This is a genomic window from Psychroserpens sp. XS_ASV72, from assembly GCF_041224425.1.
Taxonomy (GTDB): domain Bacteria; phylum Bacteroidota; class Bacteroidia; order Flavobacteriales; family Flavobacteriaceae; genus Psychroserpens.
This window is the reverse complement of sequence record NZ_JBGFGL010000075.1, coordinates 254606-280640: the sequence shown is the minus strand read 5'-3', so window position 1 is coordinate 280640 and position 26035 is coordinate 254606. Positions and strand designations below refer to the sequence as shown.

Sequence of the window (26035 nt, the reverse complement as noted above, 5' to 3'; positions counted from 1 at the left end):
AATAATCAATCACGTGAAACAAGAAATCAAAAATCTCAAATAAACATTTACTATCTTTATCACCATTGAGATAACATCTTATTTTTGGAGTTCGTTTTACGTATAGTTTTGCATGCATATGAAGAATTTACTTTTGTTTCTAATTATAGTCGCATTTGTGTCATGTCAGGAAAAAAATGACATCAGTTCTATTGATCCTGTTAATTGGGATAAAAGAGAAGTTAAAAACTTACCTGTGGATTCTCTGTTGGTTTCCGGACAAACATATTTATCTATTTATTCCCAAATTTATAGTCAGACCGAACACAGAATCCATAACCTAACAGCAACTGTTAGTTTGAGGAATACGAATGTAAATGATACCATTTATATCAATAAAGCCGATTACTATAATACAAATGGAAACCTCATTAGGAGTTACTTTGACAAAACCATTTTTATTGCTCCTATGGAAACCGTTGAAATTGTCATTGATGAAGTTGATCAAGAAGGTGGCACAGGTGCCAATTTCATATTTGATTGGAAAGTGCATCAAAAATCACATGAACCTTTATTTGAAGGCGTAATGATCTCTACCTATGGACAGCAAGGACTTTCCTTTACAACCCAAGGGAAACGCATAAAATAATTACCTTATTATTAATTTAACGATTATAAAAAACAACATAATGAAAATTAGAATCATTATAATATTGACTTTCATATTTCTTTATTTTAATTGTAAATCCAACGAAAACCATACGGAAACTTATCCTGACGTCAAAGTTGTGAGTGCCATGAAAAATGTGATGTGGAAAGGTGAATTGGATGGGAAAATTCAGTTGGATACGGTTTCAAATAAAAAAGGGCTTTACGGATTGGGTCCTGAAAGTTTCCTTGCTGGAGAGCTGCTTATCAATAATGGAAAAAGCTATGTGTCAAAAGTGACGTCTGATTCAACGATGATCGTCACAGAAACCTTTGATACTTCAGCACCTTTTTTTGTGTATGCCAATGTAAATGAATGGGAAACGATGGCGCTACCTGCTTCCATTAAAAACATTTCAGATATAGAATCTTTTATTGATCAAGAAACCAAAAATTTCAAAAGACCATTTGCATTCAAGCTTATAGGTAAAGTTGCTGAAGCCGATATCCACATCCAAAACCTACCTAAAGGAACCAAGGTAAGTTCTCCAAAGGAAGCACATCAAGGACAAACAAATTACCAACTCATAGATGAAGATGTTGAAATTATTGGGTTTTTCTCTACAGAACACCAAGGAGTTTTCACACATCATGATTCCTTTTTGCACATGCATCTAATCAACAGTAATGCAACAAAAATGGGACATTTAGATGCTGTAGAAATTGATAATATTGTACTATATCTTCCAAAAGAATAAACAAGTCCAAATAACTTATGGCAATTGACAAAAAACATATTCTCTACATATTCGGAAGTATTGTAGTTATGTTATTAATTCCTTTCATAGCCATGCAATTTACGGAAGAAGTACAATGGTCATTGTTTGATTTTATTGTTGCTGGAATTCTGCTCTTTGTATTTCTGTTTTTGGGAGCTTTATTCTTGCAACTCAAAAAACCATTATTAAAATATGTTGCAGTTCTTGCTCTGGTCATCTTATTTGTTTTGTTATGGCTGGAACTTGCTGTAGGCATATTTGGAAGTCCTATTTCTGGAAGTTAGTTTCAATTTTAATTACCTTTAACATCATAAATTCATTACCATTGAAAACAATTATAAATACACCTAAAGCGCCTGCTCCAATTGGTCCATACAATCAGGCCATTTTATCAGGAAATACACTTTACACTTCAGGACAAATCGCTATTGATGCCAATTCCGGAGATTTGATTACGGACTCCATTGAAGCTGAAACTAAGCAAGTCATGGAAAATTTAAAAGCGGTTTTAGAAGCTGCTGAAATGACCTTTGAACATGTGATAAAAACCTCCATTTTTATCAGTGATATGCACAACTTCTCAAGTATTAATGCTATCTATTCCCAATACTTTGATACTGAAACGGCACCAGCTAGGGAAACCGTTGAAGTTGCTAACTTACCAAAGTTTGTCAATGTTGAAATCAGTATGATTGCTGTAAAGTAAAACAGATCGTGCTTAAAACAACCAAACTTAATAAGCAAGAGCTCAAGGATTTTTTGGATGAGAAAGTGGAAACGTACAACCATCCTCGATTTATAGAAACAGATCCCATACAAGTACCTCATCAATTCACCATAAAGGAAGATATTGAAATTGCTGGCTTCCTTACAGCGACCATTGCTTGGGGAAATCGCAAAAGCATTATCAACAATGCTAAGAAAATGGTTGAGCTAATGGATTTTTCGCCTTATGATTTTGTAAAAAACCATAAAGCTTCAGATTTAGAAAAATTGGACGGTTTTGTTCATCGCACTTTCAATGGTTTGGATTTCGTGCAATTCATTCGAAGTTTACAACATATTTATAAGAACCATAACGGATTGGAAGCTGTGTTTTCAAACTATCAAGAAGCCGATTCGCTTCAGCTTGCCATCCATAAATTGAAAACCCATTTCTTCGAAATTGATCATTTACCAAGAACCCAAAAGCATATTAGCGATCCATTAAAAAATTCAGCAGCCAAACGCATCAATATGTATTTACGATGGATGGTAAGAACCGATAAAAATGGTGTTGACTTTGGGATTTGGAAACGCATTCCTCCAAGTTCATTGTCTTGTCCGTTAGATGTTCATTCTGGAAACGTTGCCCGAAAATTAGGCTTATTAAAACGTAAGCAAAATGACGGTAAGGCTTTAGTAGAACTAGATCATTCCCTTAGAGAATTAGATTGTCAAGATCCTGTAAAATATGACTTTGCACTTTTCGGATTAGGTGTCTTTGAAGGTTTTTGAACACAAAAAAGGCCACTTAATTAAGTAGCCTTTATGTTTTTTAAATCATTATAAACTTAAGAATTATCGCTAGCATTAATCCATGCCTTTCTTAAATTGATTTGAGCAGGAGTTGCATCAGGATCTTCAGCAATTTTTTTGGTTATGGTGTAGGCTTGTGTTAATTTGGTTGAAATCACGACCTCTTTTCCATCGCGTTCCAAAACAACATTAATATCATCGCCAACTTTCCATCCATACATTTGTCCGATAACAGATCTCGCATTTTGAATCGTAACATCTGTCCCATTAACCGATTTTATGATATCGTTCGGGAGTGCTCCCTTATCTGCCCAAAAACTATTATTACTAACCTGTGATGAAAACAAAAATGTTCCATTTTCTCTATCTGCTCTAAAAATGACGCCTGAGCCAGATTGGATATAATTAGTCTCCACTTCAGTTTCTTCAAATAGCAAACCTACTTTACTTAAAAATTGAGAATAATCAATTGGTGTATTTCCAACGACATAGGTGTTTAAAAACTCTCCTACGGAAGGATAAGTCATTTTTGTAATCTCCTCAATTAAACTATCATCATCGAATGGTTTGTTTATACCATATTTATTGGACAATTCTTTCATTAAGGTCAACATACTTCTATTACCATTGCTCTCCTCACGTAAAATAATATCCATACACATTCCAATTAATGCACCTTTTTGGTACACATTCCCATAGTTATCTTTATATGGAGCTTCCAAAACATTTTCACTCATCTCAGTAAAACTCATGGCATCATCATAATACACTTGAGATCTTATCATTTGTGAGTAAATTTCATTGTAATAATCTTCAGGAGTAACCAAACCTTCATACACCTGGAAATGTTGTGCAAAATACTCTGTCACACCTTCATACATCCAAAGATGTTTTGAAAAAGTAGGTTGGTTGTAATCGAAATAGTGCACATCTTCAGAATGCACAGTCAATGGTGTCACAATGTGAAAAAACTCATGGGCAATCACATCAATCACTGAATTTGCTAGGGATTCTTCCGTACTTGATTCCCTTAAAACAGCAACTGTAGAAGTATGGTGCTCTAAGGCTCCCAAGCCTTTTGGCTCACCTTCACCTCTATTGGTAAGATATAAGTAAATATCATATCGCGAAGTCGTATTGATATCTCCTAAATAAGCCTTTTGAGCCTGCATCATCTTGTAAACAGTCTCCTTTAATGTTGATGCTTTATGTTTTTTGTTTGGAGAGTACACACTAAGTACAATTTTAATATCACCAACCATGAACTCCTCAACATCCAGTTTTCCATACATCATCGGATTATCAGTGATATCGAAATAACGTGGTGCAAAATAACTTGTGGTAATTTTAGTGCCATCCATACTTGACTGTACATTGGTGTTTTGTAAAGCAGAAGTGCGTTCTAAATTTGCAGGTGCAGTAACATCTAATGCATATTGTGCATTTTTCAAAGAGTCGAAGTATCCGATAAATCCATGAAGGTTTAACACATAGTTATCTGGAGAGATATTAGTTCCTCCTGGAGAAAACGGAAATTCTTCGCCAATACCTCCTCTTACTTCAAGATCAAAGGTGTCATTAACGTAATAGGTTAATTTGTCAAGTTGTTTAGCATTGACAATCTGCCAGGTATTATCGTCTAATTTTGTAACAGGAAGTGTATTTCCATTATAATCTAAGGCTTTCAGATCATCGATATATTTTCCGAAATCGTTCACTGCATAACTGCCTTGAATTACCCTAGGCAATCTATAAATGACAGTATCTTGAACAAACCTTCCAGGATTGATTGTCACAGGTGCTTTATCATCAACAACTTGTGTTAAATCGATGGTAGTTTGAATAGGATTTGCACTTGCTAGATCTGCAGATTTTGTATTGGACGTACCACATGATACGAGTAGCACTCCAAGTACTGCAGTGTAAAAAAAGTATTTCATGATAATTGTTTTGATTTTGAGTCGCACAAAATTACATGTAGTTACATATAATTTAGCAAAGGTTTTGTTAATTTTAGCACATGTCGAAACCCTTGATCAGTATTGTAAGTCCTTTTAAAAACACCGCTGAATTCCTTCCAGAATGTTTAGAATCCATTTGTAATCAAACATATAAGCATTGGGAGTTGCTTATAGTTGATGACCACTCTTCAGACAATAGTTTCGATCTTGTAAAGAGCTACGCAAATAATGATCCAAGGATAAAGCTTTTTAGGAATGAAGGCTCAGGAATTATCGACGCTTTGCAAACTGCTTTCTCAAAAAGTTCAGGAGAGTACATCACGCGTATGGATAGTGATGACATTATGGCTACTGAAAAGCTCTCATGTATGCTAAATGATTTACTCACAAATGGAAAAAAACATGTGGCATTAGGGTTGGTAAAGTATTTTAGTGATGCAGGTATCAGTGAAGGTTATGCTAAATATGAAACATGGTTAAATAAACTCACTAAAAAAGGGACCAACTATTCTGAAATTTATAAGGAATGTGTTATCGCTTCTCCTTGTTGGATGGTTCATCGTGATGATTTTATAGCCTGTGATGCTTTTAATCCTAATCGTTATCCTGAAGATTACGATCTTACCTTTCGGTTTTATAAATACAACCTCAAATGTATTCCTACGAACCATCTCTTACATTTTTGGAGAGACTACAGCACGCGAACCTCAAGAACCCATGAGCATTATGCCTTGAATCATTTTTTAGAACTGAAAATCCATTACTTTCTGGAACTAAATTATGATGCTTCAAGACCATTAACTATTTGGGGAGCTGGCAATAAAGGAAAAACTGCCGCCAAATTATTGAAAAAAGCAAACATTCCATTTTATTGGATTTGCGATAATCCGAAAAAAATCGGGAAGGAAATTTACGGTATGGAACTTTCTAATTTTGACCAATTAAAGTCACTTGAAAACCCACAAAGTATTATTACTGTCGCCAATTCAAAAGAGCAAAAACGCATTAAGAATTATTTTGAAAATCTAGGAATGCAATCCATGATTGACTATTTTTTCTTTTGTTAGGAAACGGACTTAAAGGCTTCTTAAACTACACTTGTTTTCATAAAAGTTTAATTAACTTTGTTTCATGCGATTCAAAGTAACATCCGATTTTCAACCCACTGGTGATCAGCCACAAGCCATTCAGCAATTAGCGGAAGGCATCAATTCTGATGAAAAATACCAAACGCTTCTCGGTGTAACGGGTTCAGGAAAAACATTTACCATTGCAAACGTTATTGAAGATGTACAGCGACCTACCTTGGTTTTAGCTCATAACAAAACTTTGGCAGCTCAATTATACTCGGAATTCAAACAGTTTTTTCCAAATAATGCAGTCGAATATTTTGTATCTTATTATGACTACTATCAGCCAGAGGCTTATATTCCAGTTTCTGGTGTTTACATTGAAAAAGATCTTTCCATAAATGAGGAAATTGAAAAAATGCGATTGAGCACCACCTCTTCCCTCTTATCTGGAAGGCGTGATGTAATCGTAGTAGCTTCGGTGTCTTGTTTATATGGTATTGGAAACCCTGTAGAATTTCAAAAAAACGTGATTTCCTTGGAAGTAGATCAGGAAATTTCGCGAACCAAATTACTTCACAAGTTGGTTCAAAGCTTGTATTCGAGAACAGAAGCCGATTTCAACCATGGAAACTTCAGAATAAAAGGCGATACGGTTGATGTCTTTCCTAGTTATGCAGATCATGCCTTTAGAATCCATTTTTTTGGGGATGAAATAGAAGATATTGAGCAATTCAATGTTCAAACCAATGAAGTTATTGAACATTACGACCGATTGAATATTTATCCAGCGAATATGTTTGTGACCTCTCCTGATATTCTTCAAAATGCCATTAAGGAAATTCAGGATGATTTGGTAAAACAGCACGATTATTTCAAAGATATCGGCAAACATTTGGAAGCCAAACGTTTAAAGGAACGTACCGAATTCGACTTGGAAATGATCCGTGAACTGGGTTACTGTTCTGGCATTGAAAATTACTCTCGATATCTTGACGGAAGAGAGCCTGGAACGAGGCCTTTCTGCTTATTGGATTACTTTCCAGAAGATTATTTAATGGTGGTCGATGAAAGTCATGTAACGATTTCTCAAGTTCATGCCATGTACGGTGGAGATCGAAGTCGCAAGGAAAATTTGGTAGAATATGGGTTTCGCTTACCTGCAGCTATGGACAACAGGCCTTTAAAATTTGAAGAATTTGAAGCGCTTCAAAATCAGGTTATTTATGTTAGTGCGACTCCTGCAGATTATGAGTTACAAAAAACTGGTGGTGTGTATGTGGAACAAGTGATTCGTCCAACAGGTTTATTGGATCCAGAAATTGAAGTGCGACCGAGTTTGAATCAGATTGATGATTTGATTGAGGAAATCCAATTACGTGTTGAAAAAGACGAACGCACCTTAGTGACGACACTTACCAAACGTATGGCAGAGGAACTGACTAAATATCTTGAACGTATTCAAATTCGTTGTCGCTATATTCACAGTGATGTAGACACATTGGAACGCGTTGAAATTATGCAGGATTTGCGACGAGGATTGTTTGATGTTTTAGTTGGCGTTAACTTATTACGAGAAGGTCTGGATTTACCAGAGGTCTCTTTAGTGGCCATTATCGATGCAGACAAAGAAGGCTTTTTGAGATCGAACCGATCATTGACACAAACCGTAGGTCGTGCAGCACGACACCTTAATGGAAAAGCTATTATGTATGCCGATAAGATTACAAATAGTATGCAGAAAACCATTGATGAGACGAATTACCGTCGTGAAAAGCAAATAGCTTACAACACCAAGCACAACATTACTCCAAAGGCTTTAAACAAAACGTTGGATAATGCCTTAGCTAAAAATTCGGTAAGCACGTATAGTTATGAACTGAAAGCTGCAAAAGCCGCTGAACCTGAAAGCGAATACCTCACTAAAAGTCAGTTGGAAAAGAAAATCCGAGACAAACGCAAAGCCATGGAACAGGCTGCAAAAGCATTGGATTTTATTGTTGCCGCTCAAATTAGAGATGAAATCAAAGGCTATCAAGATAAATTGGAAAAAGTAAAAATGTCTTAAATGAAAACTACTGAACTTCCTGTAATAGTTACTGCATCCTTTGACACTTCAAAGGAACGATTATGGTCTGCTCTTACCAATGTTGACGAGATGTGCCAATGGTTTTTTGAAAATATTCCTGATTTTAATACAGATATTGGCTTCAAAACACAATTTGAAGTCCGTTCTGGAGAGAGAATCTTCACACATCAATGGAAAATTTTAGAATATGTACCAAATGAAAAGTTGACACTGAATTGGAACTACCAAGAATATCCTGGAGATTCAACAGTTAGCTTTTTAATTTCCGAAGAGGATAATCATACCAAATTAACCTTAACACATAAGGTGCTTGAGGATTTCCCTACTGATATACCTGAATTCAAAAGAGAAAGCTGTTTAGGTGGTTGGAATTATTTCATAAAAACCAACTTGACCAACTATCTTAAAGCTTAGTTGTACTGCACCTTAAAGATATCTATAAGGAAATCTGGTGGCACGACTTTATTTGGGAAGCTTTCCATTAAATCCAGTACGCGATTAATGGATTCATGGCTCAAGCCCATACGCAATCCGAAATTATGCAACTTCACCAATTCTTTACTGGAAATTTCACTATCAAGGTTCATCAATAACACCAATCTATGGAATTGTACTATTCGTTCACTGTGTGATTTTAAATGTACATAAGTTACAGGATGCTTAATTAAATAATCGAAATCTTCTTGTGAAATATCTAATTGCTTGGCAACACCTAATAGGAATCTATATTCAATGGATTTAATATTATCATTGGTTTGAGCGAAGGCGATCATTTCAGAAAGTAAGCTCAGTTTTTCAACGCGATTTATCATGACGAGGGATTATGATTTTTTACTTTTTTAAAGTTACTAAGATTGTTTTGCCGTAAACCTTGATAAACGGTCGCTTATCGAAAAATAAATTGCTTTTCATCGGTTTTTTCCTACTTTCATGTTGTTTTTAGGTGTAATCATCTGATAATTAGATATTTAAAAAGACGATGTATTTCATCGATTTTTGAATGTCCTAAATAAATTATCGATGAAATGCACGTTAACAAATCATTATTATTTTATGTACTTTCGCTTCAACTGATTTATAATGAAAAAAATCCTCTTTTTATTAATACTATTTTTTGTAGGTCAAGCTTTTGTATTGGGTCAGAGTACAGCTTCTAAACAAGTGCAGACGTTTACAATTGAAGCTCCTCAACTTGACAGCCACAAGACTATTTGGGTGTATCTTCCAAAGTCTTATGAAACGTCAAAAGAGACCTATCCTGTTATTTATATGTTTGATGCCCAAAATCTCTTCGACGCCAAAGCTTCTTATGTAGGTGAATGGGAAATTGATGAATATCTTGATAAAGCCAACCAAGATGTTATTGTTATTGGCATTGAACACGGAAATGAGAAACGCATTGAAGAACTAACACCTTATCAGAATGAAAAATATGGAGGTGGCAAAGGAGATTTGTTTATTGATTTTATTAGACATACTGTAAAACCACATATCGATATTACGTTTAGAACCAAATCGGAAGCACAACATACGACTATATTTGGATCTTCGCTAGGCGGATTAATGGCGTTTTATGCCGCTATTAAATACCCAGAAACTTTTGGTAAGGCAGGAATCTTCTCTCCAGCATTTTGGATCAATCCTGAAATATTTAATCTTGCTTCTGAAAGCCAACTCAATTCTCGTTCTGAGTTTTATTTTATGGCTGGAACCGAAGAAAGTGAAACCATGGTTTCCAATTTAGAACAAATGATCTCTATTATAAAAGCACAAGGTATTCCTTCAGATCACATCCAAAAGAAAATCGTCGAAGGTGGTAAGCATAATGAAACGCTTTGGAAGAATAATTTTCCCGAGGCTTGCCAATGGCTTTTACTTCAAAAATCTATAAAGAATGACTAATAACGACATATTCAAAAAACTTCGTGTAGCACATCAATTACGTGATGACGAAATCGTGGAAATCCTTGCTCTAGTGGATTTCAGAATTTCAAAAAGTGAACTTGGTGCATTTTTCAGACGTGAAGACCATCCTAAATACAAAGAATGCGGTGATCAAATTTTGAGAAATTTCCTTAACGGATTAATTATCCATCTTCGCGGTCCAATGCCAAAACCGCAAAAAAAGAAGCCTTAATTTATCAAATTCCTAAAAATATTCTAATTCCTCTTTTCGTTTAAATAGGAGTGGTAACTTGCGCTTCTAATTTAAACTTATGTTTGAAACGACACCAGTTCATAAAGTACTTCCAAATATTTCTGAAAGCGAGATCGCAGCACTTAACAAAAAGTATAAACCGCTTTCTGCACGAGAACGTATTGCTCAACTCTATAAAGATTTTGAGGTTACCGAAGTGATGCTCACTAGCTCTTTTGCGGCTACTTCTGCCTTTCTATTGAAATTGTTCTCCGAAGAAAACAAAGCCCAAGAAGTCTTTTTTATTGATACTGGTTATCATTTCGATGATACTTTAACATATAAAGAAGAACTCACTAAAAAGTACGGCTTGAATGTTAAATCAATAAGCGCACTAAAAGAAGAGCACGAGTTTACTACCAAAGATGAAACCTGGAAAAAAAATCCGGATTTCTGCTGTTCTATCAATAAGGTCAAACCTTTAGATATTATAAAAAACAAGTACAAGGTTTGGGTTTCCGGACTTATGGAGTGGCAGAGTGATCATCGTTCGACTTTGGACATTTTTGAGCTTAGAGGTGAGATTTTAAAGTTCTATCCATTACTGGATATCTCGAAAGCACAACGTGATGCCTATATTAAAGAACACGATTTACCTTTTCATCCACTCGTTGCCAAAGGATACCATTCTATTGGTTGCAAACATTGTACAGTTCCAGGAGAAGACCGAACAGGACGCTGGAACAACAATCCGAAAACCGAATGTGGATTACATTTATAAAAAACTAATTTTATCCAAAATATTGTACGCTCATATTTCTCATAGAGCTAAATATTAGCCATTAAAAAAACTGTCTTAAAATCATCTAAAATCGTCATTCTGAACTTGTTTCAGAATCACATCTCATAAGTTTTTGATGAGAACCTGAAATAAATTCAGGTTGACGAAAAATGTGTTTAAGGACAGCTTCTTCCTTTAGAATATTATGGATGAGAGATCTAAGACAATACCTCTTGCACTTTATCGGCAGCTTCTTGGAATTCGGTTGCACTTAATACATCCAATCCAGAATTGTCAATCAAATCTTTTGCTACATCAGCATTGGTTCCTTGTAAACGCACAATAATAGGCACATTGATATTACCCATGTTTTTATATGCATCGATAACCCCTTGAGCTACACGATCACAACGTACAATTCCTCCAAAAATATTAATCAAGATGGCTTTTACATTAGGATCTTTTAAAATGATTTTGAAAGCCGCTTCAACACGAGCAGCATCAGCAGTACCACCAACATCCAAGAAATTTGCTGGCTCTCCTCCTGCTTGCTTGATCAAATCCATCGTAGCCATTGCCAATCCAGCACCATTTACCATACAACCTACGTTTCCGTCAAGGTCCACATAATTTAAGCCTAATTCACCAGCTTCGACTTCAATCGGACTTTCCTCACGAACATCTCTTAATTCGGCTAAATCTTTATGTCTGAATAACGCATTGTTATCTAAAGTCACTTTTGCATCAACAGCCATGATTTTATCATCACTGGTTTTCAATACAGGATTGATTTCAAACAAAGAGGAATCAGATTCCACATAAGCCTTATACAAAGATGTTACAAAACGAGTCATTTCTTTAAATGCTGCTCCAGACAAGCCTAAGTCGAAAGCCACTTTTCTTGCTTGGAAAGGCAATAATCCTGTTGCAGGATCAATTTCTTCTGTAAAGATCAAATGTGGTGTTTCTTCAGCAACCTGTTCGATATCCATACCACCTTCGGTAGAATACATGATCATATTGCGACCTGTAGAACGGTTCAACAATACTGACATATAATATTCTTCAGGTTCAGAATCTCCAGGATAATACACATCTTCAGCAACCAATACTTGATGTACTCGTTTACCTTCAGCCGAGGTTTGCGGTGTTACCAAATCCATACCAATGATTTGTCCAGCTAAGGTTTTAACATCATCCAAACTTTTAGCTAGCTTGACGCCTCCTCCTTTTCCTCGTCCACCAGCGTGAACTTGAGCTTTAATGACATGCCAACCTGTTCCGGTTTCTTCAGTTAATTGCTTTGCTGCCGTAACCGCTTCATCAGCATTTTGAGCTACAATACCACGTTGGATTCGTACACCAAAACTGCTTAATAATTCTTTTCCTTGATATTCGTGTAAATTCATTTAGTAAGAAATTTAAGATTTGTCTTCGACTGAGATTCCGAAGAATTTTAACGTTGACAAAAGTAATCATACTTCGGCTTTTTACCAATATTTTTTCAAGGGATTCAAGATTATGTTATTAATAAGTTAATGTAGATTTAAGAACAAGGATTTACAGATTTTACTTTATACTTTTACAGCTTATTTAATTTTAAAACAATGGAACAAAACACCTTACTACAGATTGCTAAGGACTATGGAAGTCCGGTTTACGTTTATGATGCTGAAAAAATTCAGTCGCAATACAAACGCTTAACCTCAGCTTTTGGTAAGGTCAAACAGTTAAAAATTAATTACGCCGTAAAAGCATTGTCAAATGTTTCGGTTTTAAAGCTTTTCAATCAATTAGGCTCTGGATTGGATACGGTTTCTATTCAGGAGGTCAAATTAGGATTGCATGCAGGATTTGAACCAAGTGACATTATCTACACACCAAATGGCGTGTCTTTGGAAGAAATTGAAACCGCAGCAAAATTGGGTGTTCAAATCAATATTGACAACCTTTCCATATTGGAACAGTTTGGAACCAAGCATCCTAAGATTCCTGTTTGTATTCGTATCAATCCGCACGTCATGGCTGGAGGCAATACCAATATTTCCGTAGGCCATATCGATAGTAAATTCGGAATCTCCATACATCAAATTCCGCATTTATTGCGAATCGTGGAGAACACTAAAATGAATATCAACGGGATTCATATGCATACTGGAAGTGATATTCTGGACATTGATGTCTTTTTATACGCAAGTGAAATCCTCTTTGAAACCGCAAAACAGTTTCCTGATTTAGAGTTTATAGATTTTGGATCTGGTTTTAAAGTACCGTACAAAGCTGGTGATATCGAAACCAATATTGAGGAATTAGGCGAAAAACTTTCGAAGCGCTTTAACGAATTTTGTAAAGAATACGGAAAAGACTTGACGCTCGCCTTTGAGCCTGGAAAGTTTTTGGTAAGTGAAGCTGGTCATTTCTTGACGAAAGTAAATGTTGTGAAACAAACCACGTCTACGGTTTTTGCACAAGTTGATTCTGGATTTAACCATTTAATTCGTCCGATGCTATATGGCTCACAACACGAAATCATGAACATTTCAAATCCCGAAGGTCGCGAGCGCTTCTACTCTGTTGTAGGTTACATTTGTGAAACCGATACCTTTGCCAATAACAGACGTATCAATGAAGTCCGAGAAGATGATATACTTTGTTTCAAAAATGCAGGAGCCTATTGCTTTACCATGTCAAGTAATTACAATTCGCGATACAGACCAGCAGAAGTACTTTGGTATAAAGGCAAAGCACACCTCATCAGAAAACGGGAAACCTTTGATGATATATTAAACAATCAAGTAGACATCAAACTATAAATAGTTTAAGCACAGTGTAATTGCTGTGCTTTTTTTATCTTTGGACAACCTCAAGTCTTTTAAATCTAATTAAAAGGCATGAAAACACTAACCAATATTCTTCTTGTACTTTGCTTTAGTACAAGCATCTTGTTTACCCAAAACCCAAAGGAAGTCCGATTGGATACTTTATTGGTTTGGTTAGACAACCATATCGCGATTCCTCAGGATACTTTAGGAATAAAACAAAGTGCTTATAAAGCAATTCAGCTTTCAAAAACACTAGACAAAACTACTGATTTAGCCAAATCTTATAGTTTTATGGCGCTTTATCATAAAGAGTATGGCGTCATCGATTCGGCATCCTATTACTACAACAAAGCAAAAGCTATTTATTCAGAAGAAAATGATCTTAATGCATTGGCACATACTTATATTGATCTGAAGGCATTGTTCACAGCAAAGGCCGATTATAATGAAGCTAAGGCAAACATTTATAAGGCCTTAGACCTATACGAACAACAAAACAACAAGAGAGGAATAGCAAATTGTTATGCGCATATTGGAGATCTTTTGTATTACGAAAACAATTACAACGAAGCGATAAAATATTGTGATAAAGCGATTGAAATTCAAAAAAAGATCAACGCCAAGGAAGATCTAGCGCGTTCTTATCGCTTTAAAGCCAATAGTCAATTGTTTACCGGATTTGATTTGGAAAACGCATTGGAATCCATAAATGCTTCTATTGATATCTATCAAGAATTGGGAGAAACTGGAATACCATATATGGCATCCCTTAACTGGAGAGGAAATGTTTACAAATACATGGAACGTTATGATAAAGCAATTGCTGATTACCAAGCCAATTATGACAATTCCTTAGCGATGGGCTTGGAACGCTATCTCATTCCGTCACTTGGTAATATCGGACACGTTTATGTCATGCAAGGTAATTATGAGAAAGCTTTGCCCTACAACTTACAAGCCATAGATCTTATCAAAAAAACAGGCCGAAATAGAAACCTGTGGGAAAACTATATGCACGTATCTGAGATTTATGAATCCTTAGGTGATTACAAGAATGCCTTGTACTATCATCAATTATATGCCTCAGAACACGAATCGTTTAAGGACAATGTGATCTTAAGCTTAGAAAACGAAGCCCAAGCCAAATATGAAGTCGGACAAAAAAATGCCACCATTCTATTTCAGGATGAAAAAATAGACCAACAACAACGCACCAAAATACTTTACATCATATTAACAGGATTGTTGGCCATTATTTTATTCGGATTATTTTACAACTATCGTAAACGTAAAAAGCGAAACGAGCAATTGGTGTCCTTAAACTCTGAATTGGATAAAAAAAATCAGCAAAATGAATTACTTCTGAAGGAAATCCACCATCGTGTTAAAAACAACCTTGAACTGGTCAAGAGTTTGATTGCATTGCAATCGGCACAATTAGAGGATTCGGCTACCAAAGACGCCATGATTGCGAGTCAGAACCGTGTACAATCTATGGGAATCATTCACCAGAAATTGTATCAAGGTGAAAATTTAGGAAGTATCGACATGAAATCCTATTTCATAAATTTAGGTGATGGTATTCTAGATACCTTTGATGCTGAGGACAAAGTAAAAATTGAATGTGCCATGGAACAATTGGAACTGGATGTAGATACGGCAGTTCCTATCGGACTCATTGTGAACGAACTTCTGACCAATGCGCTTAAGTATGCCTTTCCGAAAGATAGAAAAGGAAACATTGAAATCAGTCTATCACGTGTAAATCAAGATACTCTAAGCTTGAAAATAAAGGATGATGGCATTGGAAAAACCGAAGGTATCTCTGCCACTGGAACTGGATTCGGAACACAGCTGATCAAACTTCTAACCCATCAACTCAATGGAAAAATGGAAGAGCAACATCAAAATGGTACTTCCTTCTTATTTGAATTTAACATTAAATCTGCAGCTTGATGAACACACCTGTTAAAATATTAATTGTTGAGGATGAAATGATTATTGGCGCCAATATCTCCTTACAACTTACCAATCTTGGCTACGAGGTCATTGGTATTGTTCCTAGAGCTGAGGAAGCCATTTTATGTGTAGAAAAAGATCAGCCAGATATTGTCTTGATGGATATCAATCTCAAAGGTGAACTTGATGGTGTTGAGACCAGTAAAATTATTCAAGAGCAACACGATGTAGCCATTGTGTATCTAACAGCAAACGCAGATGATTATAATTTCAATCGTGCCAAGGAAACACATCCTTATGCGTTTATTTCGAAACCATACAAAAAATTGGATTTGCAACGTGCCCTCGAACTCACGGTTGATCGACTCAAACAGGAAAATAATGATGTTGAGTCCTCTGAACCCTCTTCAGCAAATGAAGAAACTCCATTTATTTTAAGCAACTGCATTTTTGTACGACACCATGAGAAAATGGTAAAAGTGGACATTAAGGATGTACTTTACATTGAGGCTGAACGCAATTATTGCCGCATCTATTCCAAAGACAAAGAATACCTTCTTGTCATGACCCTGAAGGATATGGATGAAAAATTGCCCAACAAACATTTTCTTCGGGTTCATCGTTCGTTTATTGTTAATTTATCCCAGATTGAGGAAATCGCCAAAAGCCATATTGTTATTGGAAAAAAGGCCATTCCTGTGAGTAAATCCCTGAAAGAGGAATTGTTAAAACGACTTCAAACCATCTAATTTTTACTTAGATAAGAATATCTATTTCTTCGGACAGTATTTGAGTCTGTTCGTCCTTGCTTGATTTTATAAATCATACATAATCACGTATTTAGAGTCAGTTAATTAATCAACCATTTAAATACAATTATTATGAAAACTATGAAATCAATTTTAGTATTAATCGGACTTCTATTAATCCTTCCTTTTACTTCCAATGCTCAAGAAGAGAATGAAAGTTTTATTTTAAGTCTTACAGAATTTACGGTAAAGTTTGGTCAGGATGCCAATTTCACTGATGGCGTTAAAAAGTGGAACAAATGCTACAAAGAAAATAATGGTAAGGACTCATGGAATGTTTGGCACAGATTACAAGGCAAAGGCAATGTATATGTTTTGGCATCAAGAATGAACACTTGGGCTGAAATGGATAACAGTGATGCCGCTGCAAGAGCATGTCGCCCTGTGGCAATGAACTTTATTATGCCACATATTGAAAGCACTGAGTACAATACGACACGCTCAATGCCTAAAATTAGCAAAAAAGCAAACCTAGGAGATATGACTATCGTTTGGGTTACCAGTTTTGTGGTGAATGACCAAATGGCATTTAATGAAGTGGTCGATGAAGTATCTTCAACTATTGCTAAAAAAGAAGGTGATCGTAGAGGTTACTGGTATCGATATATGGGTGGCGAAGGCGCAGATTATTTCGTCTCAACTCCTTTTAAGGATTTTGCCGACTTAGATAAAGACATGGCTGGTGTTTGGGAAGTTTATGAAAGTGTTCATGGAAAAACCAAAACAATGGATATCCGCAAAAAATTCAATAAGTCATTAGACGATGTCTGGAGTTACACATACACTTTAGAAAAAGAGTTGAGTATGCAACAATAAACCATCATTAAACCATTAAAAACTATTAATCATGAAAACATTGAAAATCACTTTAGCCTTAGTCCTATTCCTATTGCTTGCACCTGCAATCACTCAAGCCCAAGACAATACTGTATTTACCATTACAACTTGGAAAATCCATATTCCTGAAGATGGTACTCGTGAAGAGTTGAATACGCTAATGGCTGAGTTTCAGAAAAAAATAACACAGCCAAATGAAAAAATCATTAGTGAACGTGCTATGCGACACTTATCAGGTGATGATTCAAGAGATTTGGTATTCATTACAGAATATGCCAATTGGAACGATATTGAAGCCGCTAGTATCAGACAGGAAGAACTTATTGATTCTGCTTGGGAATCTGACGAAGCTCGAGATGCTTTCTTCAAAAAGTTCAACAAATATTTTATAATGCATACCGATGAAATTTATTCGGGCATTAACAACTTTGACAAAAACTAACCAACACCAAGCCTTCTAATGGATTACCGTTTGAAGGCTTGTTTAATCTAAAACAATGAAAAAACTCATCTTATTAGGACTTGCAATAGTTCTATTCACCGCTTGCCAACAGCAAGAGAAACGTTACACACAACAATCACCTGAGATTGAAAGTGTAAAGACCCATATTGAAAATTACAATTCAAAAAGATATGACTTTTCAATTTATGCCGATACTGCAAAGACGTATTTTAACAGTAAAACACCAATACTTAAAAAAGATCTTGAAGCCTATCATAAGGCTAATGACAAGAACTACTCTACTAGAGGCTTTACAGGAGAAGATCCAGAATATGAGATGGTAGTAACAGACGAAGGTAAAACTTGGGTAAACTGCTGGTTACTTTGGAAAGGCACAATGGCTGGAAACGGAAAAGTCATTGAAATACCAATACATCTTACCTATCAGTTTATCGACGGCAAAATTGTTAGAGAATTGGGATATTGGGATCCTACTGAAGTCGTTCTTAATCTTCAGGCTATTGAAGCCGCTGAAAAATCCAAAACAGAAGAAAACACCGAAGAATAAATGCGTGTCTTAACCAACCAAAACAGGCAGATTGATTTTGTGGAGAGAATCACTGTAATGACAACGATTTTTAGTTTAGTGTTAAAAAATTAGTAAGAAAATCAACCCAGTCAATTACACGCTGCCTGTTTTTTAAAGTCTTAAAACTATGAAAAAAATAGGCATAATAGGTGGCTCAGGTTATATTGAAAGTGATATCATTTCAACCTTTTTGGAAAAACAATACGATGTCAAGATCTCTACTTCAGATATTACCAAGAAAGTAAATTATCAACACCTCATGGATCTAAAAAACTCTGACAACCTATATGTTTGTGAGTTGGACACGTCTTCAAAAACCGATTTAAGCAATTTTACTAAAGACTGTGATTTTGTAGTATTTATTGATCCATCAGACATCAAATAGAATATGAAAAAGTTAAGCTTAAAATTCAAGTTTGCAAAAAATCTAACCGAAAGTGCTTTATCAAGATATTTTTCATTTTCAGCACTTTATATCGCTCAAGGTATTCCTGAAGGGATTTTGTTTTTTGCCATACCTGCTTGGTTAGCCATGAACGATAAACCCGCTACTGAAATCGCAGCGTTTTTGGGTATCATATTAATTCCATGGAGTTTTAAGCTTATCGTAGCTCCTTTGATGGATCGCTTTACCATATTAGCTATGGGACGAAAGCGACCTTGGGTGATTTTTGGTCAATTAGGTTTAATCCTAAGCTTTTTAAGTATCGGATTTGTGCCAGACCCATTGAATAACAATGTTGGCTTAATGGCTATCGGGTTTTGCATTAGCTTTTTTGGAGCGTTTCAAGATGTGGCGACCGATGGCATGGCTGTTGACGTGATTCCTGAAAACGAACAAGCAAGGGCTAACGGATTAATGTGGGGAACAAAGATTGTAGGCACTTCATTATCCTTGGTTGTTGGAACCTATTTAATTAATAATCTCGGATTTACAATGGCAATCTCCTTGCTATCTATTTCGGTGGCTTTAATTATGATCGTTCCAATTTATTTTACTGAACGACCAGGCGAAAAACGAATGCCTTGGAGTAAAGGAGAAGTAAATCAAGAATCTAAATCCAATCAGTTAAGAAGTTGGTCAAAAATTTTACAAAGTCTTTATCGCGTTACGAAATTACGATCGAGCTTAATCTTTATAGCTGCTTCTTTTATCATAGGCATGATGTTCGGTCTCATGGATACAGCCTTACCCATTTTTACGATCCAGGAACTGGATTGGACCAATTCTGATTTTTCACAACTATTTTCTGCAATTAATATCATTGCAGGCGTACTAGGAATGCTCATTGGTGGTTATTTAGTAGATTACTTCGGAAAACTGAAAATGCTAACCATTTATCTCGCTTTACTAACTACCATTATTTCAACTTTTGGCTTAGTCAACGGATTTTGGTCTAATACTGTATTTGTTTGTGGTTTCATTCTCGTTTATTATATCTTATACATATTCTTAAGCATTGCTGTTTTTGCCTCTGGAATGCAGTTGTGTTGGAAGACCGTTGCAGCAACTCAATTCACACTTTATATGGCCGTTTCAAATATGGGACGTGCAGCAGGCTCAGCACTTCTGGGTACATTGGAAGCAAATTTTACATGGGAATATATCTTTGTAATCATAGCTGCATCACCATTATTGATGGGATTAATGGTACAATTCATTAATTTTAAAAAGCACAGGGAAATCGTAGACAAATTTGTACTTTTAAAGCAAACCTTGATTGCACCACAGGTAATTAAGGATTAACCAACTTCAGAAATATGCTTACCAAACTTGGAGAGAAATTCACCTCTTTATTTCAAAAGTTCATGCCAGATGCTTTTGTTTTTGCCATTTTACTCACAATCGTTACGGCTCTAACCGCATTGTTTTGGTTAGACACCGAACCTTTAAAAATTATAACCTCTTGGTACGAAGGCTTTTGGTCACTTCTGGAATTTGGAATGCAGATCGTTCTTATTATCGTGACAGGTTTTGCTATTGCCTTATCACCTATTATCAACAAAGGCATTGACAAATTGACTAAATATATCAAGACACCAAGTCAGGTATATTTTTTTGTGGTTCTTATTGGTGTATGCTTATCCTTAATTAGTTTTGGTTGGATAGTTATTACCTGTGTTTTAGCTAGAGAATTAGCTATAAGAATTAAAGGTATCAATTACCCTTTTTTAGTGGCTTGTGTATATTTTACCTTTTGTGCTTGGGTATGCGGTTTCTCAAGTTCCATTCCTCTATTATTAGGAACAAAGGATAACTACCTTATTAAATCTGGTGTCCTTCAAGAAACCATTCCAACAACATATACATTGGGCTCAACCTTAAATATTGTAACTATTGGATTGTTTGTGATATTTACACCTGTATTCATTTTACTGATTGTTCCTAGAATAAAAAACTTCAAGGAGTTTAAGGACATGTCTGATGGAACCGAGACCAAAGAACCTATTTCAATACGAGAAGAAGCCTTAAGTTTAAATCTCCATAAAAAAGCCTTATCTGATATGCTTAATAATGGGTTTTTGTTTCAAGCCATTATCATAGGTATGGGAATGACCTATATCATACATCATTTTTACACCAAAGGTTTTGAACTCAATTTCAACATTATGATTTTCATTTTCCTAATTGTTGGAATGATACTACACAAAACGCCTATGCGCTATGTTATTGCCATGAAACGTTCGAGCAGTAATATTTCAGGTGTCATTTACCAATATCCTTTTTATGCTGGAATCATGGGTATTATGCAACATACAGGACTTGGTAAAGAACTAGCAAATATAATGGCATCTGTTGCTACTGTTGAAACCTATCCGTTTTTGGCTTTTCTCACTGGAGGTGTTGTCAATTTTGCTATTCCTTCAGCTGGAGGTGAATTTGCAGTTGTCGGACCAAGTATTATTAATGCCATTCAAGATATAGGCAGCGGTTTACCTGCTAGTGAGGTTACAGGAATGATTGCTAGAGCATCCTTAGCAATAGCTTATGGAGAAAGTCTCACTAATTTACTGCAACCGTTTTTTCTATTATTAGTGTTTCCAATTATGGGAGCAGGACTAAAGATACAGGCGCGTGATGTGATGGGTTATTTAGTGATTCCTTTTATTGTCTTTTTTATTATTCAAGCTTTGTTAGTAACCTATGTTCCATTATAAAAACCCATAAATATATATGATAAATGATGATGGTTTAAAAAGACGAATTGGTGTATTTGGCTTATCGGCCAATATTGTCAATATCATGATTGGCGCTGGTATTTTTGCTTTACCAGCAATTATTACAGGAATCATGGGTTCTGCAAGTATTTTCTCTTATATTTTTTGCGGTATACTTATTGTTTTAATCGTGCTTTGTTTTGCTGAAGCAGGAAGTAAAGTTAATAATTCCGGAGGTCCATATACCTATATAGAAACTGCCTTTGGTGATTATGCTGGGTTTCTAGCTGGTATTTTTGCCTCTGGAAGCAATATGATTGCCAGTGCTGCTGTCGCTATTGCACTTCTTAATATTTTAGCGACCATCAACCCTATATTCGAGACACAATGGATTCGTCTTGGTTTTCTTTTTATTATGTATTCCAGTCTAGCTTTAATCAATATTAAAGGACTAAAGCAAGGGGTTGGTTTAGTGAAATTGAATACAATATTAAAGGTGAGTCCCTTACTGCTGCTTGTATTTATAGGGTGGAAAGATGTCTCTCTAGACAATTTACATATTGAATCCTTGCCGAGCCTCAATCAGTTAGGTGAATCGTCCTTGATTCTGTTTTTTGCCTTTTTGGGTTGCGAAACCGGATTGATTGTAGGTGGTGAAATTAAAAATCCCAAACGTACCATTCCGCGTTCTATTTTTATAAGTATTGGTACCGTTGTTATTTTATATATATTAATTCAGACCATTTGTCAAGGTGTTATGGGAGATGCATTGGTAGATCATAAAGCAGCTCCTTTAGCTGAAACAGCGAGTATTGTCATGGGACCTTTAGGCTATATTTTGTTAATCATAGGTGCTGCTATTTCTATGTTTGGTGTGGTAAGTGGCGATTTATTAAACACACCAAGAGTTTTGTATGCCCTATCTAGAGATCAAGTAATTCCTTTCAAAGCACTTTCTAAAATACATTCAAAATATGCAACGCCTCACATTGCGATCATGACGCACGCATCAATTACATTTCTTCTCGCCACAACAGGAAGCTTTGAACAACTGGTCATTCTTGCTACATCATCTATTTTATTAGTGTACTTAGGTGTCGCCTGTGCTGTTATCAAACTTCGTAAAACAATAGCACCTGAACCAGGTGAGTTTAAAATTCCGGGAGGTATTATCATCCCTCTACTCTCAATTGCAATAATTATATACTTTCTCTCCAATTTATCATCTAAAGAACTCATTGGCACTGGAATATTTATAGCGATTCTCTCTGTTATTTTTAAAGGTATCGTTACTATAAAAAAGCGAAAATCAAATCCATAAATTAGTCCTATGATTAAAATCAACAGCAAAATAACAGTTCTAATAGTATTTTTAATGGTTTTTGTAGCTTGCAAAAAACAACCCAAACTTCCTGATCCACTCGAAGCTGGATGGAATAACGAAGCCGTTTGTGAGGTTTTAGAGGAAAATGACCAGTTACGAACCCTAAAATGTACATTTGCCCCAGGTGTCGGCCATGAACGTCATTTTCACAGCGCACATTTTGGCTATACATTAGCTGGAAGCAAATTCAGAATCACAGATACAACAGGAACTCGAGAAGTTGATGTACCGACAGGTTATAGCTTTTATAATGATTTTATTGAATGGCACGAAGTGTTGAATATAGGCGATAGTACTGCCGTATTTTTAATCATTGAGCCTAAATAATAGATTCAGATATCCTTGTAAAACACCAGTCCGTTTCCATACAAATCGTAAAATCCGAATTCTCGCGTTCTCCAAGCGGTATCTTTAATACTAGTATTTTTGTGAAATACATCTTTGGTTTTGTATTCCTCGAACAACGCATCTACTTCTTCCACATAAATACGCAGCAAGGGTCTATCAATGTGAAGATCCCATTCCTTTTCGTCATGCCATTGTAAATGAATTTCAACAGCATCTCTAGTAACGCCTCCATATTTCGGATCATCGCCTTCATCTTTAAAAAACAATTTAAATCCGAGTTTTGTAACATAGAAATCTATAGCTTCATTTACATTTTTAACGGGTAATACAGGATGGATTTGTTTAAGAAAAGCTGACATAATAAACTATTCCTTAACGGTTCCTGTAAAATGACTTATGTTCGGATTGATAGGATTTCCAGAACTTCTTCGATTTATTGCCAATTGTCCGCAATGCCATAAGGCATCAGCAATTGGTCCGTTGATTTGATTCCAAAAAGGAAACTCTCGCTCTCCAAAAACAATCTTGTATTGAGAGATATCATCGCTTGATCTGAGAATATCAGCAGTCGTTTTTAAATTTTTCAAAACCTGCGCTCGCTTTTCCTCATAGGATAAACCTGAGCTATCCACTTTTGAATTCTCTTTCTTTAAAGTGGAATTGACAATCACATAAGATAAATCCAGAATATGATCTATGGTTTCAGCTGTCGTTCTCGAATCATCATTAGGTTTGTAGTCTAAGTCTTTTTCTGTAAGACCTTCACTGGACCAATAAAATCGAAATCCGAGTCCATCAATCATTCTAGCTGAAACAGTTCCCGCAGTAAAAGTATCAGGATATTTTGGAACTTCACGATATGGTAAGTCTTGTGATTGAGATTCTATTGACATTGATAATGCTAGGATTAAAGTGATGATGTATTTCATTTTATTTAGGTTCTAAAGTCATGACATAATCATAACTTTCATTTAGATATTTTGCCAAGATGTCCAAATCTGAAAGCATCGTTTCAGGAATCAATACATAACCTCTCATAGTGGCACCATAAGATTTAAAATGTGTTGTTTGGAAGGCTTTGAGATATTGTTCTTGTACCTCCTTTGAAAAGCGAATACCTATTTCCCCATCTTTATTCAATTGGGAAAACATATGTCCGTTAGCTGATGTATAAGGCATGGTTTTTCCTTTACGCTCGAATCTTGGACATTTACTGACCAACTCATCATAAATTTTAAGCGTTTCTTGATAGTTCATATCAATCTCTCAATTCTGCTGTATTGCTTATGGTATCTGTTCCGTATTTATCAATTAAATACACCAAGGACGTCATTGTGGCAGCACCCAATTCGAGTTCACGCTTGTTAACATGTTCAAAGGTGTCATTAGCAGCATGATGATGATCAAAGTAGCGTTGCGAGTCAGGTCTTAAACCAGCTAAAACAATATTTTCATAGTTTTTTCTCAACGGACCGATATCTGCTCCGCTGTAACCTTTTTCAAAAAAATGAATCAGATACGGTTTGAAAAGATCTCTCCAACTTTGAACCTTAGCCAACATAGCATCATTACATTCGAAACTAAATCCTCTAGGTGTAAATCCGCCAGAATCGCTTTCTAAAGCAAAGACATGGTTTTCACCTTTTCGTTTGGCTTCTTCAGCATATTTTCTTCCACCTCGTAATCCGTTTTCCTCATTCATGAATAAAACAGCTCTAATCGTTCGCTTCGGTTTTATTCCACTTTCCTTTAGTAAGCGTAAAACATCCATAGATTGCACCACACCTGCTCCATCATCATGCGAACCATCACCTAAATCCCAAGAGTCCAAGTGACCACCTACAAGGATGATTTCGTTTGGAAATTCAGTACCAGTAATTTCACCAATAACATTATACGATTGTACATCTTCTAATTTCTTACAATGCTGGCTAAAATAAAACTTGATGTTATTATCTAAAGCCAACATGCCACTAAGAAGTTCTGCATCGTTTGTACTGATTGCTGCGGAAGGAATGCGTAAATGGTTTGGCAAATCGCCATAACTCATACTGCCAGTATGTGGATAATCATCTAGTCTCAAGTTAAGAGATCTCACTATAACACCAACGGCTCCATATTTTGCTGCTTCTTTGGCACCAGAATAACGCTCGCTTGAACAACCTCCATAAGCTTCAAACGTATGGATCAGATTAGCTTGCATTGGTCGATTGATAAAAACAATCTTTCCTTCTATTTTTTCTCTACCTAACTTTTCTAAATCCTTATAAGTTTCAACCTCGATAAGATTCGCTTTTACACCACCATTAGGCGTGGCCACAGAACCTCCAAGCGCACAAATATTTACGCTAGTGGTTTTCCCTGGACTGGTTTCAATGTAAGCATACTCAGGAGCACCTCTAACCCATCTTGGCACCATAACAGGTTGTAACCAAACTTTATCCAAACCTAATTTCTCGAATTCTTCTTTGGTATACGCAACTGCTCTTTCCGCATTTAGTGAACCTGAAAGTCGGCCACCAATTTGATTCGATAAATGATCTAACCACTGATAGCTCATCCCGTTCAATAAAGAATTATCAAAAATTGCCTTAACATTATCAGCATCGGTTTGTGCTGAAACATTAAGAAGCGTCATAGAAAAGAGTAAAAGAAAAATGCGTTTCATCAATTGTGTTTTAGTAAAGCTTAAAGATAATGTATTAAAAAACCTGAACATTTTAA

29 protein-coding genes are annotated in these 26035 nt (G+C 35.8%); 22 read left to right on the top strand and 7 right to left on the bottom strand.

The window, feature by feature from the left end:
- Positions 1-118: 118 nt before the first annotated feature.
- From AB9K26_RS06920 to AB9K26_RS06900, 5 genes are read left to right on the top strand one after another with little or no spacing between them, the layout of a single operon-like run.
- Complete coding sequence (locus AB9K26_RS06920; protein WP_369971812.1) at positions 119-628, top strand: DUF3124 domain-containing protein; 510 nt, start codon at positions 119-121, stop codon at positions 626-628.
- A 40-nt stretch (positions 629-668) separates the two neighbouring features.
- Positions 669-1385 (top strand): acetolactate decarboxylase, encoded by a 717-nt coding sequence (locus AB9K26_RS06915; protein ID WP_369971811.1) that lies wholly within the window; start codon positions 669-671, stop codon positions 1383-1385.
- A gap of 17 nt (positions 1386-1402) precedes the next feature.
- A complete protein-coding gene (locus AB9K26_RS06910) occupies positions 1403-1690 on the top strand; it encodes a hypothetical protein (protein WP_369971810.1) in 288 nt (95 codons plus the stop codon).
- 41 nt (positions 1691-1731) lie between these two features.
- Positions 1732-2112, top strand: a complete 381-nt coding sequence (locus tag AB9K26_RS06905; protein ID WP_369971809.1) for a Rid family detoxifying hydrolase — start codon at positions 1732-1734, stop codon at positions 2110-2112.
- An 8-nt stretch (positions 2113-2120) separates the two neighbouring features.
- Positions 2121-2903, top strand: coding sequence for a TIGR02757 family protein (locus AB9K26_RS06900; RefSeq protein ID WP_369971808.1), 783 nt, complete (start codon positions 2121-2123; stop codon positions 2901-2903).
- Between the two features lie 56 nt (positions 2904-2959).
- On the opposite strand, the gene AB9K26_RS06895 is transcribed toward AB9K26_RS06900, so the two are convergent.
- Positions 2960-4864 (bottom strand): peptidase M61, encoded by a 1905-nt coding sequence (locus AB9K26_RS06895; RefSeq protein WP_369971807.1) that lies wholly within the window; start codon positions 4862-4864, stop codon positions 2960-2962.
- Between the two features lie 80 nt (positions 4865-4944).
- Between AB9K26_RS06895 and AB9K26_RS06890 the strand changes: the two genes are divergently transcribed.
- The 3 genes from AB9K26_RS06890 (at position 4945) to AB9K26_RS06880 (ending at position 8458) form a co-directional block, all read left to right on the top strand.
- Positions 4945-5952 carry a glycosyltransferase family 2 protein gene (locus tag AB9K26_RS06890; protein WP_369971806.1) on the top strand — a complete coding sequence of 336 codons (1008 nt, stop codon included), beginning with the start codon at positions 4945-4947 and terminating at the stop codon, positions 5950-5952.
- 64 nt (positions 5953-6016) lie between these two features.
- Positions 6017-8023, top strand: coding sequence for an excinuclease ABC subunit UvrB (gene uvrB, locus AB9K26_RS06885; RefSeq protein WP_369971805.1), 2007 nt, complete (start codon positions 6017-6019; stop codon positions 8021-8023).
- Complete coding sequence (locus tag AB9K26_RS06880) at positions 8024-8458, top strand: SRPBCC domain-containing protein (protein ID WP_369971804.1); 435 nt, start codon at positions 8024-8026, stop codon at positions 8456-8458.
- Here AB9K26_RS06880 and AB9K26_RS06875 read toward each other — a convergent pair.
- Complete coding sequence (locus AB9K26_RS06875; protein WP_369971803.1) at positions 8455-8856, bottom strand: TerB family tellurite resistance protein; 402 nt, start codon at positions 8854-8856, stop codon at positions 8455-8457. The two genes, AB9K26_RS06880 and AB9K26_RS06875, sit on opposite strands and share 4 nt — an antisense overlap.
- 268 nt (positions 8857-9124) lie before the next feature.
- Here AB9K26_RS06875 and AB9K26_RS06870 point away from each other — a divergent pair, with 268 nt between their 5' ends.
- The 3 genes from AB9K26_RS06870 to AB9K26_RS06860 all read left to right on the top strand — a co-directional run bounded on the left by AB9K26_RS06870 (position 9125) and on the right by AB9K26_RS06860 (position 10962).
- The gene (locus AB9K26_RS06870) at positions 9125-9946 is read left to right on the top strand and encodes an alpha/beta hydrolase (protein ID WP_369971802.1); all 822 of its coding nucleotides are present in this window, start codon (positions 9125-9127) and stop codon (positions 9944-9946) included.
- The gene (locus AB9K26_RS06865; protein ID WP_369971801.1) at positions 9939-10181 is read left to right on the top strand and encodes a DUF1456 family protein; all 243 of its coding nucleotides are present in this window, start codon (positions 9939-9941) and stop codon (positions 10179-10181) included. The genes AB9K26_RS06870 and AB9K26_RS06865 overlap by 8 nt, the downstream gene beginning before the upstream one ends.
- Before the next feature lie 79 nt (positions 10182-10260).
- Positions 10261-10962: a phosphoadenylyl-sulfate reductase gene (locus AB9K26_RS06860; RefSeq protein WP_369971800.1), complete on the top strand. Its 702-nt coding sequence runs from the start codon at positions 10261-10263 to the stop codon at positions 10960-10962.
- 218 nt (positions 10963-11180) lie between these two features.
- Here the strand turns inward: AB9K26_RS06860 and sucC are convergent, their stop codons facing one another.
- Complete coding sequence (sucC, locus tag AB9K26_RS06855; protein ID WP_369971799.1) at positions 11181-12371, bottom strand: ADP-forming succinate--CoA ligase subunit beta; 1191 nt, start codon at positions 12369-12371, stop codon at positions 11181-11183.
- A 198-nt stretch (positions 12372-12569) separates the two neighbouring features.
- Between sucC and lysA the strand changes: the two genes are divergently transcribed.
- From lysA to AB9K26_RS06800, 11 genes are all read left to right on the top strand, one after another.
- Positions 12570-13775 carry a diaminopimelate decarboxylase gene (lysA, locus tag AB9K26_RS06850; protein WP_369971798.1) on the top strand — a complete coding sequence of 402 codons (1206 nt, stop codon included), beginning with the start codon at positions 12570-12572 and terminating at the stop codon, positions 13773-13775.
- A 78-nt stretch (positions 13776-13853) separates the two neighbouring features.
- A complete protein-coding gene (locus AB9K26_RS06845; protein ID WP_369971797.1) occupies positions 13854-15740 on the top strand; it encodes a tetratricopeptide repeat protein in 1887 nt (628 codons plus the stop codon).
- Positions 15740-16492, top strand: coding sequence for a LytR/AlgR family response regulator transcription factor (locus AB9K26_RS06840; RefSeq protein ID WP_369971796.1), 753 nt, complete (start codon positions 15740-15742; stop codon positions 16490-16492). The genes AB9K26_RS06845 and AB9K26_RS06840 overlap by 1 nt, the downstream gene beginning before the upstream one ends.
- 141 nt (positions 16493-16633) lie before the next feature.
- Entirely contained in the window at positions 16634-17368 is a 735-nt protein-coding gene (locus AB9K26_RS06835) for a hypothetical protein (RefSeq protein ID WP_369971795.1), read from the top strand.
- Between the two features lie 31 nt (positions 17369-17399).
- Complete coding sequence (locus AB9K26_RS06830; RefSeq protein WP_369971794.1) at positions 17400-17831, top strand: hypothetical protein; 432 nt, start codon at positions 17400-17402, stop codon at positions 17829-17831.
- 55 nt (positions 17832-17886) lie between these two features.
- The gene (locus tag AB9K26_RS06825; protein ID WP_369971793.1) at positions 17887-18399 is read left to right on the top strand and encodes a nuclear transport factor 2 family protein; all 513 of its coding nucleotides are present in this window, start codon (positions 17887-17889) and stop codon (positions 18397-18399) included.
- Positions 18400-18547: 148 nt separating this feature from the next.
- Entirely contained in the window at positions 18548-18805 is a 258-nt protein-coding gene (locus AB9K26_RS06820) for a hypothetical protein (RefSeq protein WP_369971792.1), read from the top strand.
- A gap of 3 nt (positions 18806-18808) precedes the next feature.
- A complete protein-coding gene (locus AB9K26_RS06815) occupies positions 18809-20167 on the top strand; it encodes an MFS transporter (RefSeq protein ID WP_369971791.1) in 1359 nt (452 codons plus the stop codon).
- Between the two features lie 14 nt (positions 20168-20181).
- On the top strand, positions 20182-21579 hold the full coding sequence (locus AB9K26_RS06810; RefSeq protein ID WP_369971790.1) for a short-chain fatty acid transporter: 1398 nt from the start codon (positions 20182-20184) through the stop codon (positions 21577-21579).
- A 16-nt stretch (positions 21580-21595) separates the two neighbouring features.
- On the top strand, positions 21596-22900 hold the full coding sequence (locus AB9K26_RS06805; RefSeq protein ID WP_369971789.1) for an APC family permease: 1305 nt from the start codon (positions 21596-21598) through the stop codon (positions 22898-22900).
- 9 nt (positions 22901-22909) lie between these two features.
- Positions 22910-23290: a cupin domain-containing protein gene (locus AB9K26_RS06800; RefSeq protein WP_369971788.1), complete on the top strand. Its 381-nt coding sequence runs from the start codon at positions 22910-22912 to the stop codon at positions 23288-23290.
- Between the two features lie 5 nt (positions 23291-23295).
- On the opposite strand, the gene AB9K26_RS06795 is transcribed toward AB9K26_RS06800, so the two are convergent.
- Genes AB9K26_RS06795 through AB9K26_RS06780 form a run of 4 tightly spaced genes read right to left on the bottom strand, consistent with a single transcriptional unit; the run spans position 23296 to position 25979 of the window.
- Positions 23296-23670, bottom strand: a complete 375-nt coding sequence (locus AB9K26_RS06795) for a VOC family protein (protein WP_369971787.1) — start codon at positions 23668-23670, stop codon at positions 23296-23298.
- A 6-nt stretch (positions 23671-23676) separates the two neighbouring features.
- A complete protein-coding gene (locus AB9K26_RS06790; RefSeq protein ID WP_369971786.1) occupies positions 23677-24240 on the bottom strand; it encodes a hypothetical protein in 564 nt (187 codons plus the stop codon).
- A 1-nt stretch (position 24241) separates the two neighbouring features.
- Positions 24242-24568: a hypothetical protein gene (locus AB9K26_RS06785; protein WP_369971785.1), complete on the bottom strand. Its 327-nt coding sequence runs from the start codon at positions 24566-24568 to the stop codon at positions 24242-24244.
- Position 24569: 1 nt separating this feature from the next.
- The gene (locus tag AB9K26_RS06780; RefSeq protein WP_369971784.1) at positions 24570-25979 is read right to left on the bottom strand and encodes a M20/M25/M40 family metallo-hydrolase; all 1410 of its coding nucleotides are present in this window, start codon (positions 25977-25979) and stop codon (positions 24570-24572) included.
- Positions 25980-26035 lie beyond the last annotated feature (56 nt).